A 16,620-nucleotide genomic window follows, 5' to 3' on the forward strand; every position below is an offset into this window, starting at 1 on the left:
GTGCGGGTGATGTGACAGGCTGTTCGGCATGGAGGAGACCGACTCGGACCCGATTGTGGAGTCGGATCGGATATTCACCGTTCCCAACCTGCTCAGCGCGTTGCGGCTGGCACTCGTGCCCGTATTCCTGTGGGTGCTGTTGGTAGAAGAGGCCGACGGGTGGGCTTTCGCGATCCTGTTCTTTTCCGGACTCTCGGATTGGGCGGACGGCAAGATCGCACGCCTACTCGACCAGTCCTCGAAGCTCGGGGCTCTGCTCGACCCAGCGGCCGACAGGCTGTACATGCTGGTGGTGCCGATCGGTCTCGCGGTGCGGGGAATCGTCCCGTGGTGGTTGGTGGGCCTGTTGGTCGGCCGCGATGTGTTGCTCCTGGCCACTGCGCCGCTGCTGCGCTCGCGCGGGATCACGGCGCTGCCGACGATCTACGTCGGCAAGGCGGCGACCTTCGCGCTGATGTATGGATTCCCGATGATCCTTGCCGGACAAATCGATTCGGTGGTCGGGGACGTCTTCTACCCGTGCGGTTGGGCCTTCATGATCTGGGGCACCGCGATGTACCTGTGGTCGTTCGTGTTGTATTGGATACAGGCGATACTCGTGGTGCGGACCTTGCCGCCGGCCAAGGGTTCGGACCGTTCGGCAAAGGACTCGGCCCGATGAGGGCAGTGAGCTCGATACGCTAAATTTTCCCTTCAACTCCCGCTGAAGTTTTTCTTCGACCCAGTGCCGGAGCCGTGACGGCCCAAGCGCAAGACGGAAGGCGACAATCGTGACCGAAAAGCAGACTCCAGACGATCTGCGGTACACCACCGAACACGAGTGGGTGCAGCAGGTGTCCGACCGCACGGTGCGGGTCGGAATCACCGATTACGCACAGGATCAACTGGGCGACGTGGTCTTCGTGCAGCTGCCGGCCATCGACGATCCCGTGGTGATCGGGGAATCGTTTGCCGAGGTCGAATCGACCAAGAGCGTCTCCGACATCTTCGGGCCGCTTGCCGGTGTGGTCTCGGCGATCAACGACGACCTGGAGGCAAGCCCCGACCTCGTCAACTCCGAGCCCTATGGCCTCGGTTGGCTGGTCGAGATCACTGTCGATTCCGGCACCGATCTCGACGAGGTGCTCGGCGAGATGCTGGACGCCGCCGGGTACGGCGAAGTCGCTGCCGGATAAGATATGCCGCGATGCCGGTTGCACACACTGTATGCAGCCGGTTTATGCATCTGCGGGCGGTTGCAGGGTACGGTCTAGGTCACGGGTAATGCCCCAATCCACTCGATGAGGCCGAACTCGGCGGATGAGTAGTCAGACCGCCGAAGCCGCCGCAATCACCGTGGAACGACAAGGTCCCAATCGGTGGCCGCGGGGACAATTACGAAGAAGGAGAATTGGTGAGCGACAACGAGAAGGACTTCGAGGCTCCGGTGGAGACCACCTCGGTCTTCCGGGCCGATTTCATCAAGGAGATGGAGTCGACCGGTGGTTCCACCACCGAAGCTGCGGCCAGTGGCGTAGAACGCCTCTCGGCCGGTACGGCGCTGCTGGTGGTCAAGCGTGGCCCCAACGCCGGATCGCGATTCCTGCTCGACCAGGCCACGACCTCGGCCGGTCGACACCCGGACAGCGACATCTTCCTCGACGACGTCACGGTGAGCCGGCGTCACGCCGAGTTCCGCTTGGGCGACAACGATTTCCAGGTTGTCGATGTCGGCAGCCTCAACGGCACCTACGTCAATCGCGAGCCTGTCGATTCGGCAGTTCTCGCGAACGGTGACGAGGTCCAGATCGGCAAGTTCCGGCTTGTCTTCCTGACCGGCCCCAGTGGTGACGAAGGCTCCTCGAACGCGTGACCTCACCGTCGGCGGGGCAACAATCTGAAGGATCGATGTCGATCGGCTCGGTTCTGGATCAGTTGCGCGGCGAGTTCCCTGACGTGACGATCTCCAAGATCAGATTCCTGGAGTCCGAGGGCCTGATCACCCCGGAACGATCACCGTCCGGGTACCGCCGTTTCAGTCGTGCCGACTGTGAACGTCTGCGCTTTGTCCTCACGGCGCAGCGTGACCGTTACCTGCCGCTGAAGGTCATCAAAGAGCAGCTCGAGGAGATCGATCGCGGCGCCGTTTCTGAGGCGCAATCGGGCACCCGCCTGCTGTCGTCTGCGAAGAACTGGGTGGCTCCGGCGACCGATTTCTCGCAGAGCGGCGGGGGGAGGCTCAGTAGGGACACGCTCATCGAGCGGACCGGCGTCGATGCCGCCTTCGTCGCAGAGCTGTGTGACAACGGACTTCTCGTTCCCGGCGCTCGCGGATTCTTCGACGAGGATGCGGTGCGTCTGGTGTCGGCGGCCTCGGCCCTTGCGAACTTCGGCGTTCAGGCTCGCCATCTCCGGGCGTTCAAGGTTTCGGCCGACCGTGAGGCCGGGCTGGTCGCGCAAATCGCGAGTCCCATCGCCAAGGGCAAGGGAACGGGTGCGCGCGATCGAGCCGAAGAGATGGTGCGTGAGATAGCAGCGCTGTCTGTCACCCTGCACACCCAGTTGGTCAAGCAGGCTGTGCGCGAAGTTCTCGACTGAGCCCGCTCGACCAACTTGGCGGAGACGAAGCCGGAGGCGGAGCTCGACCAACTTGGCGGAGACGAAGCCGGAGGCGGAGCTCGACCAACTTGGCGGAGCTGCACCATTTGAGCTGGCCGCTCGTGGGGCGGGTCGCCTTGCCATAGGATTGGAAGCGGTGAGCATATGACCGCAGAACCGTTGGGAGGGCCGATCGCATGAGTGAAATGCGCGTGGTAGGTATTCGTGTGGAACCGCCGCAGAGCCAGCCGGTGCTCCTGCTGCAGGAGACGTCCGGTGAGCGCTATCTGCCAATCTGGATCGGGCAGAGCGAGGCGGCGTCAATTGCTTTGCGCCAAAAGGGTGTTGAGCCACCCAGGCCCCTGACCCACGATCTGATCGTCAACCTGATCAGCGCTCTCGGCCACGAGCTGGTCGAGGTCCGGATCGTCGACATGCAAGAAGGCACGTTCTACGCAGATCTCGTGTTCGCGGGAGATCTGCGGATCTCGGCACGTCCGTCGGATTCGATCGCCATCGCGATGAGGGCCGAGGTTCCCATCTATGCCGAGGAATCCGTGCTCGCCGAAGCAGGCTTGCTGATGCCCGCCGACGATGTGGAGGAGTCGGATGACGACGAGTCCGCGACGGAGGTTAAGGAGGACGAGGTCGAGAAGTTCAAGGAGTTCCTCGACTCGGTCTCCCCAGATGATTTCAAGGCCACCGGAGGAGCCTGACCCGGCTGGTCCGATCCGCAGTCACGGTCACGGAATGGAAACTGCGGGGTCACGAAACGCCTAAAGCTCGAGTTTAGGTTCAGGGTTAGGGCGAGTCGCGTTGATCGCGGGGTCTGAGCCCCTTACCGTCTTCTCAGACCGCGAAAATTGCGGTGATGTGATTTTGACCGGTCATAACGAGTAAAGTTGGTGCGTCGGCGCCAGGACGTTGCTCAGACGGTCACCGACCAGCACGCGAGGAGATCCCAGTGGGCGATCAGCCACACGACGGTGAGTACGGAGCCCACGGGGCGGAAGATGCCGACCACGCGACGGGTGATGCGCCACGGCCGGATGTACCCACCCAGGGATCACTGGTCGACATCGCACCGGGACTCTTCCCCAACGACACGGTGCCCGATGAACTCGTTGGCTATCGCGTGCCCAGTGCGTGCCAGATCGCCGGCATCACCTACCGTCAACTCGACTACTGGGCGCGTACCTCGCTGGTCGTTCCGTCCATTCGTGGTGCGGCTGGGTCGGGCAGTCAGCGGCTGTACTCCTTCAAGGACATCCTGGTCCTCAAGATCGTCAAACGCCTTCTCGACACCGGTATCTCACTGCAGAACATCCGCGTCGCCGTCGACCACCTCCGTCAGCGCGGGGTCGAGGACCTGGCCCGGATCACCCTGTTCTCCGACGGCACCACCGTGTACGAGTGCACGTCCGCAGAAGAAGTGGTCGACCTGCTGCAAGGTGGTCAGGGAGTCTTCGGCATCGCGGTGAGCGGCGCAATGCGCGAGCTCAGCGGCACGATCGCAGATTTCCCGGCCGAACGGGCCGACGGCGGGGTCACCGAGACCGCACCCGAGGACGAACTGGCCTCACGTCGCAAGAACCGCGCTCGGCGCACCGGCTAGGAGCCCTGGCCCGGCGCGCTCTGCCACGATCGGTCTAGACTGGCTAGGCGTCGCAGCGACCCGGGAGAGAGCCACACCAGATGTGGCCGCCGAAGGAGCAACACCTCTCCGTCAAACTCTCAGGCATCAAGGACCGTGTCGTCGTCGGCGTCTCTGGAGAGTGATGGCTGTTGCCGTCCGCCCATGGTGAAAGGCCGCGTACGCGTGGCTGAATCTCTCAGGCGTCCACCGCGAGGTGGATAGGACAGAGGGGGAGGACCGGCGTCCGGCCGCGAGCCGGCACAACACGTGGTCGACCCCTGGTCGGTCATTGCGGAGGTCCTACCCATGACCGATATGTCTTTCACCACTCGTCACATCGGCCCCGACGGTCCCGAGCTCGAACGCATTCTCGCTCTCGTCGGCGCCGATTCACTAGATGATCTGGCCACGCAGGTGGTGCCCGCAGGCATCCTCGACCGCGCAGACAGCAACGGACTCGACGCGTTGCCACCGGCCGCCTCGGAGCACGAGGCCCTGGCCGAACTGGCCGAGCTCGCTGCCCAGAACACCGTGGCGACGTCGATGATCGGACTCGGCTACTACGACACATTGACCCCACCCGTGCTCGTGCGCAACATCCTAGAGAATCCGGCCTGGTACACCGCGTACACGCCGTACCAGCCCGAGATCAGCCAGGGTCGGCTCGAGGCGCTCCTCAACTTCCAGACCATGGTCTCCGACCTGACCGGGATGGAGATCGCGGGCGCGTCCATGCTCGACGAGGCCACTGCGGCGGCCGAGGCGATGACCCTCCTACGCCGAGCAGGCAAGAGCAGGTCTCCACGTTTCGTCGTCGACCTCGATGTGTTCCCCCAGACGGCGGCCGTGATCGCCACCCGGGCAGAACCACTCGGGATCGAGGTGGTGACCGCCGACCTGTCGCAGGGTCTGCCCGACGGTGACTTCTTCGGGGTGCTGGCGCAGACCCCGGCTGCATCGGGCCGAATCCTGGATTGCGCGGCAATCATCGACAGCGCACACGAACGCGGCGCGTTGGTGGCGATCGGTGCGGATCTGCTCGCGATGACCCTGATCGCGCCGCCCGGAGAACTCGGTGCAGACGTCTGCTTCGGCACCACGCAGCGGTTCGGCGTCCCGATGGGATTCGGCGGACCCCATGCCGGCTATCTGGCGGTGCACTCCAAGCACGCGCGCCAGCTGCCGGGACGCCTTGTCGGGGTGTCGAAGGACGTCGACGGCAACCTCGCCTACCGCCTGTCGTTGCAGACGCGCGAACAGCACATCCGCCGGGAGAAGGCGACCAGCAACATCTGCACGGCGCAGGTGCTGCTCGCCATCATCGCCGCCATGTACGCGAGCTACCACGGGGCCGACGGCCTACGGGCCATTGCGCGGCGGGTCCATGGCCACGCTCAGCGCATCGCTGCGGCACTGGGGGATTCGCTCGTGCACACGGCGTACTTCGACACCGTGCTGGCCCATGTTCCCGGGCGCGGAGCAGCGATCGTTGCCGCAGCCAAAGATCGCGGCATCAATCTCCGTCTCGTCGACGAGGATCACGTCTCCGTCGCGTGCGACGAGGCGACCACCGATACTCATGTCGCCGCCGTGCTTGAAGCGTTCGCGGTGACCGCCGTCGAGCCGGGGGATCCGGAGGTCCTCGAGCGGACCTCCGAGTTCCTCACCCACCCCGCGTTCAACCGTTACCGCACCGAAACGGCGATGATGCGCTACCTGCGGACGCTGGCCGACAAGGACATCGCGCTGGACCGCAGCATGATCCCGCTCGGATCGTGCACGATGAAACTCAATGCCGCCGCAGAGATGGAGGCCATCACCTGGCCGACCATCTCCCGGCTACATCCCTTCGCGCCGTCCGACGACGTCCGCGGGATGCGAACGATCATCTCGACCCTCGAGGACTGGCTGGTGGCGATCACCGGCTACGACAAGGTGAGCGTTCAGCCTAATGCGGGGTCGCAGGGTGAATACGCCGGGCTCCTCGCGATCCGCGAGTACCACCGCAGCCGGGGCGACCTCGACCGCACCGTCTGCCTGATCCCGTCGAGCGCGCACGGGACCAACGCCGCGTCCGCAGTGATGGCGGGTATGCGGGTGGTGGTCGTCGCGTGCCGTGACAACGGTGACGTGGACGTCGACGATCTGCGGGCGAAGATCGACACGCACGCCGGCGAACTCGCGGCGATCATGATCACCTACCCGTCGACGCATGGGGTGTTCGAGCACGAGATCGGTGACATCTGTGCGGCCGTCCACGACGCGGGCGGGCAGGTCTACGTCGACGGCGCCAACCTCAACGCCCTGGTCGGGGTCGCCCGGCCAGGCCGATTCGGTGGGGATGTCAGCCACCTCAACCTCCACAAGACCTTCTGTATCCCACACGGTGGTGGCGGCCCGGGCGTCGGACCCATCGGAGTGCGGGAGCACCTCGCGCCGTTCCTGCCGGGACACCCGCTGGCCGACGAACTACCTGGACAGCTGACGATCTCGGCGGCGCCCTACGGCTCGGCGTCCATCCTGCCGATCACCTACGCGTACATCCGGATGATGGGTGCGGCCGGACTCCGCGAGGCGACGCTGACCGCGATCGCCTCGGCCAACTACATCGCCGCGCGCCTGCGCGATTCCTACCCGGTGCTCTACACCGGCGCGGGGGATCGGGTGGCCCACGAATGCATCATCGACCTCCGTCCACTGACCAAGAGTACGGGCGTCACGATTGATGACGTCGCAAAACGTCTGGCGGACTATGGTTTCCATGCCCCGACCATGAGCTTCCCGGTGGCGGGCACGTTGATGATCGAACCCACCGAGAGCGAGAACCTCGACGAGATCGACGCCTTCTGCGATGCGATGGTCGCAATCCGCGCGGAGATCGCCAAGGTCGCCGCCGGCGAGTGGACGGTGGACGACAACCCGATGCGTGGGGCTCCGCACACCGCGGAATGCCTGGTCGGCGAGTGGGACCACGCGTACGACCGGCTCGTCGCCGTCTACCCGAACGGACTGCCGTCGGCGGGTGGTCGAGCGAAGGTATGGCCGGGGGTGCGTCGCATCGACGGCGTGTACGGCGACCGCAACCTGGTGTGCAGCTGCCCACCGGTCGAGGCTTTCGCCTGATCCACCTCCGATGATGGGTCGTCTTGGCGAACATCTGCCCAGGTGGGCAACGCCAGAACGACCCATCATCGGGGCTAGCGGCGGGTCAGAATCTCGGTGATCGAGTTCTGGGCCGGCGCGGAGGGTGCGGGCATGGGCGACGGGGTCACCGGGAAGGTGACCGCAGCGGTGGCGGGCGGCAACCGACCGCCACCGCGGAATCCGAGTTCGGTGATCGTCGAGATCTGTTCGGGTGCATGAACGTAATCGATGAAGTCGTTCACCGCGTCGCGGGCCGCGACGTCGACCTGATCCCCGGTCAACGTCACCACCGGGAAATCGGCCATGGGGGTCGGCCCGGTCGGCAGGAGCGCCACCACACCCGGATCGGCGTCATCCTTGGTCTGCAGGTACAGCTGCTGCTCGGTGATCGGCACGGCGTGGAGCGTGCCCGCGGCGGGGTCGGTTTGTTTCATCAGCATCTGCACGCCGCTCTCAGCGGTGCCGAGGTCGGTCGGCGGGGCCTCGGCCTTCATCGCTGTCAACGTCGAGGACACCAACTGCGACGCGGCGTCTTCGGGTGACAGGGCGCCGCTGGTGGTGCGAGAGATCTCTGTCGCGATCGCCTGCGCGGCAAGGAACGTCGCGTCTGTCTGCGGCCCGATCGGCATCGCCATCTGCAGTGGTCCCCACCCCCGGAGGCCGAGGCGTTCCATCGCGGCCTCAGAGCGTTGCAGAGTCGGCAGCTCGATCCAGCCGACGTTGCCGTCCATGGCTTGTCGGGCGGCTGTGGGGATGGCCAACACCACGGGACTCGACACCAGCGAGGACGGATTGCCGTCGACGATGCTCGGATTCGCCGTCGTCAGCTGCGAACTCCACACCGACGACTGCGGAATCCAGGCGGCCGGGTACTGACCCCGGGATTCGACATCCCACGTGCCGGTGAGGCCGTCGAGCGTGACCTTGGCGTCGGACGGGCGCACCTCGATCGTGATGCAGCGATCCCTGGCGACGGGGTCGGTGGCGTTGTACTTCGCAGCCACCGTCTCGAGCGGGGCGGCCAGAGCCGGGTCGCTGATGATCGAGACGGCGAGATCACCCTCGACGCAGCGTTCGGCCGCGTCCTGTCCCTGCTTGCTGATCCGGTCGCCGAGGAGCGACCAGAGAAAACCGAGGATGACCAGGATGATGATCAGCGCGACGGCGATCAGGAGGCCGCGACTGATACCTCTACTGCCGCCGGCCCTGCGATGTTCCCCCACCACACCTCGATTCACCGATTACTTCTCGACCCGGATCCGCATCGTCCCCGCCGGTCGTGAACCGCGATCGGCGGGGAGAGGCAGACTGTGTTGCGCAGTCTATGCGGTACCGGTGGCCGGGTCAGGCAGCAGGCGCTGTGCAGACGACCTTCTGTCGCTCGTCGTAGGTGTAATAGGTCTCGGTGCCATCGGGGCACTCGTTCTCATCGACGGTGCCGGTCAGGACAGCAAGCACCTTCTCGCCGGCGGGATCGGTGCAGGGGACCTGGACCGTACTGTCCGAGCCCGTTCCCGGTTCGAAGCACTTGCCCTCGACCCAGTCGACGTCGAGACACAGCACCCCGGTGGTGGACCCGCCCAATTCCTCGTAGTAGGTCTGGTCGATGTCCGTCGCGCAGTCGGCCTCGTTGGCGGCCTTCGCGACGATCACATAGTGCAAATCGGTGGTACCGCAGGTCGCGGTGTCGATCTCGGCGTCCATCATGGTGCCACCCAGGGTGACGCAATCTCCGACCTCGGCATCGATCTCCGAGATCTCGCCGCTGTCCTCCGCAGTAGCCGGAGTGGTTGCGGAGGTGTCCGATGCCGCCGTCGGGGCACTGGAAGCCGCTGTGGCGGAACCTTCCTCATCGCTACCGCAGCCTGTGGCAACCGCCGCCAGCAGGACCGCGCCGAACATGAACACCGTCAAACGCCTGATCGTCTGAAACACAGTCCTCGACCTCCCGAAATGCCTTGTGGTCCGGGCGGAGTGCCCGGGCCACAAGATAATTAGCAGATCAGAGTAGCTGCCCGCGATGCTCTGATCACATGTCAGGCGTTCGCAGCCTTGTACTCCCGACGCCGGCGGTGCAGGATCGGTTCGGTGTATCCGTTGGGCTGTTTGCCGCCCTCGAGGATGAGTTCCTTGGCTGCCTGGAACGCGATGTTGTCTGCGAAGTCGGGAGCCAACGGGCGATAGGTGGGGTCGCCGGCGTTTTGCTGGTCGACCACCGGTGCCATTCGTTCGAGCGAGGCCACGACGTCGGTTTCGGTGACGATGCCGTGATGGAGCCAGTTCGCGAGTAGCTGGCTCGAGATCCGCAGGGTCGCGCGGTCTTCCATCAGTGCGACGTCGTGGATGTCGGGGACCTTGGAGCAGCCGACGCCGTGATCGATCCAGCGCACCACGTAGCCCAGGATGGACTGGCAGTTGTTGTCGAGTTCTTCGCGCTTTTCCTCGTCCGTCCAGTCTGTGCGGGGCGCGAGCGGGATGGTGAGGATGTCATCGACCGAGGCGGGGTCGCGTTTGGCAATCTCGTCCTGGCGTTCGAAGACGTCGACCTGGTGGTAGTGCAGGGCGTGCAGTGTGGCTGCGGTCGGGGACGGGACCCAGGCGGTGTTGGCGCCGGCCTTGGGGTGCCCGATCTTCTGCTCGAGCATGTCGGCCATCAGGTCGGGCATGGCCCACATGCCTTTACCGATCTGGGCTTTGTGCTGCAGCCCGGCGTGTAGTCCGGTGTCGACGTTGAAGTCCTCGTAGGCCTTGATCCAGGTCTGCGACTTCATCTCGCCCTTGCGGACGACGGTGCCGGCGTGCATCGAGGTGTGGATCTCGTCGCCGGTGCGGTCGAGGAATCCGGTGTTGATGAACACGACGCGGTCGGCGGCGGCCTTGATGCAGGCTTTGAGGTTGACCGTGGTGCGGCGCTCCTCGTCCATGATGCCGACCTTGAGGGTGCCCGTCGGCAGGCCCAGGACCTGTTCGACCCGGCCGAACAGCTCGACGGTGAACGCCACCTCGTCGGGTCCGTGCATCTTGGGTTTGACGATGTAGATCGACCCGGTCCGCGAGTTCTGTTGTCCGTCGGTCTTGAGTCCATGACTGCCGATCAGGGAGGTGAAGAGCGCGTCGAGGATGCCTTCGGGGACCTCGTCGCCCTCGGCGGTGATGATGGCGTCGTTGGTCATCAGGTGTCCGACGTTGCGGACGAACAGCAGCGACCGGCCGTGCAAGGTCAGGTCTGAGCCGTCGGGTGCGGTGTAGTGGCGGTCGTCGTTGAGGACGCGGGTGAAGGTCTTTCCCCCTTTGGTGACCTCTTCGGCGAGGTCGCCCTTGTTCAGGCCGAGCCAGTTGCGGTAGCCGGTGACCTTGTCCTCGGCGTCGACGGCCGCGACCGAGTCCTCGAAGTCCATGATCGTGGTGATCGCCGACTCGACGAGCACATCCTTGACGCCGGCGGCATCGGTCGAGCCGATGGGGGAGTCGGCGTCGATCTGGATTTCCAGGTGAAGACCGTTGTGACGCAGCAGGATGCCGGTCGGGGTGGCGGCATCTCCGGTGTATCCGGCGAATGCGGCGGGGTCGGCGAATCCGGTCTTCGAGCCGTCGGCCAGGGTGACCTGGGCCTGACCGTCGACGACGGTGTACGCGGTGGCGCCCGAATGCTTGCCCGATTCCAGTGGCACCGCGGTGTCGAGGAAGTCCTTGGCGAAGGCGATGACCTTGTCGCCGCGAACCTTGTTGTACGACTTGCCCTTCTCGGCGCCTCCGTCTTCGGAGATGACGTCGGTGCCGTACAGGGCGTCGTACAGCGATCCCCAGCGCGCGTTGGAGGCGTTGAGGGCGAAACGGGCGTTGAGCACCGGGACCACCAGCTGAGGTCCGGCGGTGCTGGTGATCTCCGTGTCGACACCGGTCGTGCTGATCTGGAAGTCGGCAGGGACCTCGGTGAGGTAGCCGATCTCGGTGAGGAAAGCCTTGTAGGCTGCGTGATCGAAGTCGGCGGGCCCGCTCGAAGGGTGGTCCTTGTGCCACCCGTCGATCTTGGCCTGGATGTCGTCGCGGATCGCGAGCAGTTCCCGGTTCCGTGGCGCGAGGTCGTTGATCACGGCGGCCGCGCCTGCCCAGAACGCATCCTGCTCTACGCCAGTGCCGGGGAGAGCCTCGTTGTTGATGAAGTCATACAGAACCGACGCAACCTGCAAGCCGCCGTCGACGGTGACGCGCTGAGCCATTACCGGCCTCACTCTCTCTTGATCCAGGGCATTTCGGGCCCTATGTTACTTGGCGGTAGCTAAACCTCGTGCCTCGGGGAGTAGGCCATTGCCCCTCTGGTCAGGAGCGATCTGTCCCAGTGTCGAGTTCCGGGACCGACAGCCTGCGACAGGTGTCGATCAACCTGCTGCGCAGTTGCTGAGAGCGATCACTGAGCCTGGTCTGCGCCCGTACGTAGTCCGCGCGGCCCGCCGCGTCCTCGATGCGGATCGGGTCGAGTGCGAACTCCGACAGATCGTAGGGGCTGGCCCGCATATCGAGTTCACGGAAATCGAGCGCCAGGTCGAACGCGTCGGCCACCAGTTCGGCGGGAAGCAGAGGCGACAACTTGTGCGCCCACTTGTACAGGTCCATTCCGGCATGGATGCATCCCGGTTGTTCGTCGTGGACCTGGGTATCGCGGTCTAGAACGGTGAGATTCAACGGCCGGGCGGGCCCGGTGAAGAACCGGTAGGCATCGAAATGAGTACACCGCAACGGTAGTGAGCGGACGACCTCATCCGTGTCGGCAGGACTGAGGCGCAGCGGAACCCCGGTGTGTCGGATCTGCTCTGGTGCGGCCTGGAAGACCATGGCCCATTCGTGGAGGCCGAAGCAGTTGAACTCGGTGATCGGTCCCGGCTCGTGGTCAGCAGGTCGATGACGAAGTCGACTGTTCGACGCCGTTTGCGCAGGTACTCCGCGCTCACCGTGACGACGTCCCCGACCATGGTGTAACCGGTGTACTCCGCATAACCGCGGGCGGCGCGGCCGGCGAGCGCGACACCATGGCCTGGATGCCATCTGCGCAGCTGAGCGGGCCGAAAACTGTAGTACGTGAACAGGAATCCCCACACCGGATGGGCGGCGTCGGCGTCGCCCACAGTCGGCGGGTGTACCTCCAGCAGACTGTCGACGCGGTCGCGGTGCGCGTGCGCCGCTGCGAGCCACACTGCTTCGGTCAGCGGTCGCGGGTTCGCGGCGGCAGTCACACCCGATGTGTTTCGTCGCGCACGGTACCGACGAACTCCTCGACCAGATCTTCGAGTGCCACGACCGCGACCGTGCGGCCGTTGTCGTCCACCACTGCAGCGAGGTGAGAGCTGGTCCGGCGCATGGCGGCGGTGGCTTCGTCGAGTGGGGTCCGGTCAGCCAGCACCGGCAACGGATGGATCTTGTCCACACCGATGATGCTGTCCGGACCCACCTCTTCGTCGAGGATCTCGTCGAGCACGTCTTTGAGATGGAGGTAGCCGGTGTAGGTGCCGTCGGTACCGCGGACCGGATACCGCGAGAAGCCGGTGTCGGTGACCGCCTGCTCGATCGACCCCAGGGTGGGTCCGACCCGACCGGTGTTCGGGTCCCTGGTGACCTGCACGCTGCGGAGTTCGCTCAGAGGTATCGCAACCTCGAGCACTGTTCGTCCGGATGTCTGGAGTGCACGGGTGAGCCGCTCGTGCTCCTCCTGATCGATCAGGCCTTCCTGGCGGGATTCGCCGATCATCTCGGACAACTCGTTGGCCGAGACGGTCGCATCGAGTTCGTCCTTGGGTTCCACGCGCAGGATCCGCAGCGAGACGTTGGCGGCCCAGTTGTAGAACGCGATTAGTGGACGCGCCAACTTGATGAACATGAGATGCGCCGGTACCAGCAGCATCGCCGAACGTTCGGGACCTGCCAGCGCGATGTTCTTCGGAACCATCTCTCCCAGCAAGATGTGGAGCACGACGACCAGCGACAACGCCAGCGCGAACGAGATCGGGTGCAGCAGACCGTCGGGCACGTGGGCGAGATGAAGGGGTTTCTCTATGAGGTGGGCCACCGCGGGTTCTCCGACCCGGCCCAGCAGGATAGAGCAGATCGTGATGCCGAGCTGGGCTGCGGCGAGCATGAGGGACAGATGCTCGCTTGCCTCGATGACCGTGCGCGCACGGCGTTTTCCCTGTTCCTCGAGTGCTTCGAGTCGGTCGCGGCGGGCTGAGATCAGCGAGAACTCCGCGCCCACGAAGAAAGCGTTCCCGGCGAGCAGGAACACCGTCAGAACGACTCCGAGAAGATCACCCATGGGAAGCCTCCGAGTCGGAACCGTCGATGGGGGTCAGCGCGACGACATCGATGCGCCGGCCTTCCATCCGGACCACGCGGGCCCGCCAACGCTGCTCGGGTTCGGTGTTCGACCGGTCGTCGTCTTCGTCGGATGCGACGACGCGTTCCGGCAGATCGATGACATCCCCCTCGGCGGCGATACGGCCGAGTTCGAACATCAGTAGTCCTCCGAGCGTGTCGAATTGTCCCTCCGGAGCGCGATAGCCGATCGCATCGTAAAGTTCGTCGATGCGTAGGAGTCCATTGCAGATGTACCCGTCGCCGTCACTCTGGACGTCCGCCTGCTCGTCGTCGTGTTCGTCGGTCACGTCGCCGACGATCTCCTCGATCAGGTCTTCGGTTGTGACGATCCCCGCGGTCCCGCCGTATTCATCGACGACGACGGCGACCTGAAAACCGTCGGCCCGGATCTGGTCCATCAGCGAATCGCCGTCGAGGCTGGCGGGAACAACCGGTACGTCTCGGGCGAGAGAGCCCAGTTCGGTCGTGGCGCGATCGGCCATGGCAACCGTGAAAGCCTGTTTGACGTGGACGACCCCGACGATGTTGTCGAGGTCGCCGCCGTCGAGGATCGGGAATCGCGAGTAGCCAGTTCGGGAAGACGCGATGATCAGGTCGCGGACGGTGTCATGAACGTCGAGTGATTCGACGGTGACCCGCGGACTCATCAGGTCTTCGGCGGTGCGCTCTCCGAACTGCAGTGAGCGGTCGACAAGTGCGGCAGTGCCCGGATCGAGGGCGCCGTGCCGCGCCGAGTTGCGAACCAGTGAGCCCAGCTCCTGGGGGGAACGAGCCGATCGTAGTTCCTCTGCCGGTTCGACGCCGACCCGCCGGACCACCCAGTTGGCGGTCCCGTTGAGTGCGTTGATGAGCCAGCGGAACATGGCCGAGAACAGGCTCATCGGTCCCGCGGTTGCGCGTGCTGTCGGCAGGGGCTTGGCGATCGCGAGGTTTTTCGGGATCAGCTCGCCGAGGATCATCGAGAGCGAAGTCGCGATGACGAGGGCCAGGATCAGCGAGATCGCGCTCGTCACACCGTCCGGCAAGCCGACAGCGTCGAACGCGGGCGCGAACAGCTGCGCCAGCACCGGTTCAGCGATGTACCCGGTCACCAGGGTGGTGATGGTGATGCCGAGCTGGGCGCCGGAGAGCTGGAACGACAGGGTTCGGTGCGCGTTCCTGACCTGCTTCGATCGCAGATCACCACGCGTCCGGTAGTCGTTGTCCACTGTCGATCGTTCCAGCGCCGTCAGCGAGAACTCGGCAGCCACGAAGAGGGCGGTGCCGAGTGTGAGAGCGATGAATCCGAGGAGACTGGCGACGAGAATGAGTGCTTGCATCACCGATCACCACGGGTGACGTCCAGCGGTGCCGCGGGCACCAAACGAGCCTCCAAGTTATCGTCGAGCCCGGTCGGGAGTCGTGCCCGGGATACAGCGAGCTTAACGGGTCACCAGCCCGTGGGCAGTGGCCGTCCTTCGGCGAACCCTGCTGCGGACTGCACGCCGAGCACCGCCTTCTGGTGCAACTCGTCCAGCGAGCGCGCGCCGGCGTAGGTCGCCGTGGACCGGACACCGGAGCAGATGTGGTCGATGAGGTCTTCGACACCGGGCCGTTCGGGGTCCAGCGCGATGCGAGAACTGGAGATGCCCTCCTCGAACAACGCCTTGCGGGCACGGTCAAAGGAACTGTCGGTGGCGGTGCGGGCCGCGACCGCTCGCTTGGACGCCATTCCGAAACTCTCCTTGTACGGCTTGCCTGCGCGGTCCCACTTGAGGTCTCCGGGGCTCTCATACGTACCGGCGAACCAGGAGCCGATCATGACGTTCGAGGCCCCCGCAGCAACGGCCAGGGCGACATCGCGCGGATGTCGGACACCGCCATCAGCCCACACGTGTGCGCCACTGTCTCTTGCCGCAGAAGCGCACTCGGCAACCGCGGAGAACTGCGGGCGGCCGACGCCGGTCATCATCCGGGTCGTGCACATCGCACCCGGGCCGACCCCGACCTTGACGATGTTCGCACCCGCGGAGACAAGGTCCTTGGTTCCTTGGGCGGACACGACGTTGCCGGCGCAGAGCGGTACGCCCAGATCCGCGTCGGCGATCTGTTCGAGTGCGGTCAGCATCTTCTCCTGATGCCCATGGGCGGTGTCCACCACGAGGAGGTCGGCACCCGCTTCCACGAGGGCAGCGGCCTTGGCCCGAACATCGCCGTTGATGCCGACCGCGGCGGCGACCCGGAGGCTGCCGCTGTCGTCGACGTTCGGTTGATAGATCCCGGCACGAACTGCGCCGACCCGGGTCAGGACCCCGGCGAGTGAGCCGTCGGCGTTCGTCAGCACAGCGAGGTCGGTATGGGCGCCGTCCAGGAGCTCGAAGATCTCGCGTGGCGGCGTATGGACCGGTGCCGTGACAAAGCTCGGATCGAGTACGTCGGTGAGGCGAGCGAAGCGATCGACGTCGGCGCAGGCCGACTCGGTGACCACCCCGATGGGGGTGTGCGCGTCGGTGTCGAGGACGACAACCGCGCCGTGGGCGCGTTTGGGGAGCAGCGCGAGGGCATCGGACACGGCGGCGTCGCCGCCGAGCACGACCGGAGTGTCGGCCACGAGGTGTCGGCCCTTGACGAACGAGATCATCTCGGCGGCAGCGTTGATGGGCAGATCCTGTGGGAGTACGACCAGACCGCCTCGGCGCGCCACGGTCTCAGCCATCCGTCGTCCCGCCACCGCGGTCATGTTGGCGACAACCAGGGGAATCGTGGTTCCGGACCCATCCACCGACGACAGATCCACATCGAATCGGGAGGTGACATCGGTGCGCCCGGGCACCAGGAACACGTCGTCGTAGGTCAGGTCGTAGCTGGGGAAATGATCATCGAGGAATCGCACGTGAGTCGATTGTACGCAGTAATGC

General features: G+C 65.1%; 14 protein-coding genes and 1 riboswitch. Of the genes, 7 read left to right on the forward strand and 7 right to left on the reverse strand.

Annotated elements, in window-relative coordinates:
• Positions 1-28: 28 nt before the first annotated feature.
• The 7 genes from BFL43_RS17470 (at position 29) to gcvP (ending at position 7,336) form a co-directional block, all read left to right on the forward strand.
• Positions 29-661: a CDP-alcohol phosphatidyltransferase family protein gene (locus tag BFL43_RS17470; RefSeq protein WP_084893765.1), complete on the forward strand. Its 633-nt coding sequence runs from the start codon at positions 29-31 to the stop codon at positions 659-661.
• Between the two features lie 109 nt (positions 662-770).
• Positions 771-1,175 carry a glycine cleavage system protein GcvH gene (gcvH, locus tag BFL43_RS17475; RefSeq protein ID WP_084893766.1) on the forward strand — a complete coding sequence of 135 codons (405 nt, stop codon included), beginning with the start codon at positions 771-773 and terminating at the stop codon, positions 1,173-1,175.
• Positions 1,176-1,393: 218 nt separating this feature from the next.
• On the forward strand, positions 1,394-1,852 hold the full coding sequence (gene garA, locus BFL43_RS17480) for a glycogen accumulation regulator GarA (RefSeq protein WP_346425978.1): 459 nt from the start codon (positions 1,394-1,396) through the stop codon (positions 1,850-1,852).
• 35 nt (positions 1,853-1,887) lie between these two features.
• Entirely contained in the window at positions 1,888-2,577 is a 690-nt protein-coding gene (locus BFL43_RS17485; RefSeq protein WP_084893767.1) for a MerR family transcriptional regulator, read from the forward strand.
• Positions 2,578-2,774: 197 nt separating this feature from the next.
• Positions 2,775-3,293: a bifunctional nuclease family protein gene (locus tag BFL43_RS17490; protein ID WP_084893768.1), complete on the forward strand. Its 519-nt coding sequence runs from the start codon at positions 2,775-2,777 to the stop codon at positions 3,291-3,293.
• A gap of 248 nt (positions 3,294-3,541) precedes the next feature.
• Positions 3,542-4,192: a MerR family transcriptional regulator gene (locus BFL43_RS17495; RefSeq protein ID WP_084893769.1), complete on the forward strand. Its 651-nt coding sequence runs from the start codon at positions 3,542-3,544 to the stop codon at positions 4,190-4,192.
• A 51-nt stretch (positions 4,193-4,243) separates the two neighbouring features.
• Positions 4,244-4,338, forward strand: a riboswitch (glycine riboswitch).
• 181 nt (positions 4,339-4,519) lie between these two features.
• Entirely contained in the window at positions 4,520-7,336 is a 2,817-nt protein-coding gene (gene gcvP / locus BFL43_RS17500; protein ID WP_084893770.1) for an aminomethyl-transferring glycine dehydrogenase, read from the forward strand.
• 74 nt (positions 7,337-7,410) lie between these two features.
• Here gcvP and BFL43_RS17505 read toward each other — a convergent pair whose 3' ends face one another.
• The 7 genes from BFL43_RS17505 to BFL43_RS17535 all read right to left on the reverse strand — a co-directional run bounded on the left by BFL43_RS17505 (position 7,411) and on the right by BFL43_RS17535 (position 16,595).
• The gene (locus BFL43_RS17505) at positions 7,411-8,595 is read right to left on the reverse strand and encodes a substrate-binding domain-containing protein (RefSeq protein WP_240498330.1); all 1,185 of its coding nucleotides are present in this window, start codon (positions 8,593-8,595) and stop codon (positions 7,411-7,413) included.
• 106 nt (positions 8,596-8,701) lie between these two features.
• Positions 8,702-9,271: a hypothetical protein gene (locus BFL43_RS17510; protein WP_143695375.1), complete on the reverse strand. Its 570-nt coding sequence runs from the start codon at positions 9,269-9,271 to the stop codon at positions 8,702-8,704.
• A 122-nt stretch (positions 9,272-9,393) separates the two neighbouring features.
• Positions 9,394-11,577, reverse strand: coding sequence for a malate synthase G (locus BFL43_RS17515; RefSeq protein WP_084893772.1), 2,184 nt, complete (start codon positions 11,575-11,577; stop codon positions 9,394-9,396).
• A gap of 100 nt (positions 11,578-11,677) precedes the next feature.
• A complete protein-coding gene (locus tag BFL43_RS29185; RefSeq protein ID WP_206186693.1) occupies positions 11,678-12,190 on the reverse strand; it encodes a hypothetical protein in 513 nt (170 codons plus the stop codon).
• Positions 12,191-12,584: 394 nt separating this feature from the next.
• Positions 12,585-13,661: a hemolysin family protein gene (locus BFL43_RS17525; RefSeq protein WP_084893773.1), complete on the reverse strand. Its 1,077-nt coding sequence runs from the start codon at positions 13,659-13,661 to the stop codon at positions 12,585-12,587.
• Positions 13,654-15,042 (reverse strand): hemolysin family protein, encoded by a 1,389-nt coding sequence (locus BFL43_RS17530; protein WP_084893774.1) that lies wholly within the window; start codon positions 15,040-15,042, stop codon positions 13,654-13,656. Before BFL43_RS17530 ends, BFL43_RS17525 begins: the two co-directional genes overlap by 8 nt.
• Before the next feature lie 110 nt (positions 15,043-15,152).
• Positions 15,153-16,595: a GuaB1 family IMP dehydrogenase-related protein gene (locus BFL43_RS17535; RefSeq protein ID WP_084893775.1), complete on the reverse strand. Its 1,443-nt coding sequence runs from the start codon at positions 16,593-16,595 to the stop codon at positions 15,153-15,155.
• Positions 16,596-16,620 lie beyond the last annotated feature (25 nt).

Source organism: Williamsia sp. 1135 (assembly GCF_002095395.1).
Taxonomy (GTDB): domain Bacteria; phylum Actinomycetota; class Actinomycetes; order Mycobacteriales; family Mycobacteriaceae; genus Williamsia.

Coding starts and splice junctions, on each gene's coding strand:
- BFL43_RS17470 (WP_084893765.1), top strand. CDS start 29: ATGGAGGAGACCGACTCGGACCCGATTGTGGAGTCGGATCGGATATTC.
- BFL43_RS17485 (WP_084893767.1), top strand. CDS start 1,888: ATGTCGATCGGCTCGGTTCTGGATCAGTTGCGCGGCGAGTTCCCTGAC.
- BFL43_RS17490 (WP_084893768.1), top strand. CDS start 2,775: ATGAGTGAAATGCGCGTGGTAGGTATTCGTGTGGAACCGCCGCAGAGC.
- gcvP (WP_084893770.1), top strand. CDS start 4,520: ATGACCGATATGTCTTTCACCACTCGTCACATCGGCCCCGACGGTCCC.
- BFL43_RS17515 (WP_084893772.1), bottom strand. CDS start 11,577: ATGGCTCAGCGCGTCACCGTCGACGGCGGCTTGCAGGTTGCGTCGGTT.
- BFL43_RS29185 (WP_206186693.1), bottom strand. CDS start 12,190: ATGGTCTTCCAGGCCGCACCAGAGCAGATCCGACACACCGGGGTTCCG.
- BFL43_RS17525 (WP_084893773.1), bottom strand. CDS start 13,661: ATGGGTGATCTTCTCGGAGTCGTTCTGACGGTGTTCCTGCTCGCCGGG.
- BFL43_RS17530 (WP_084893774.1), bottom strand. CDS start 15,042: ATGCAAGCACTCATTCTCGTCGCCAGTCTCCTCGGATTCATCGCTCTC.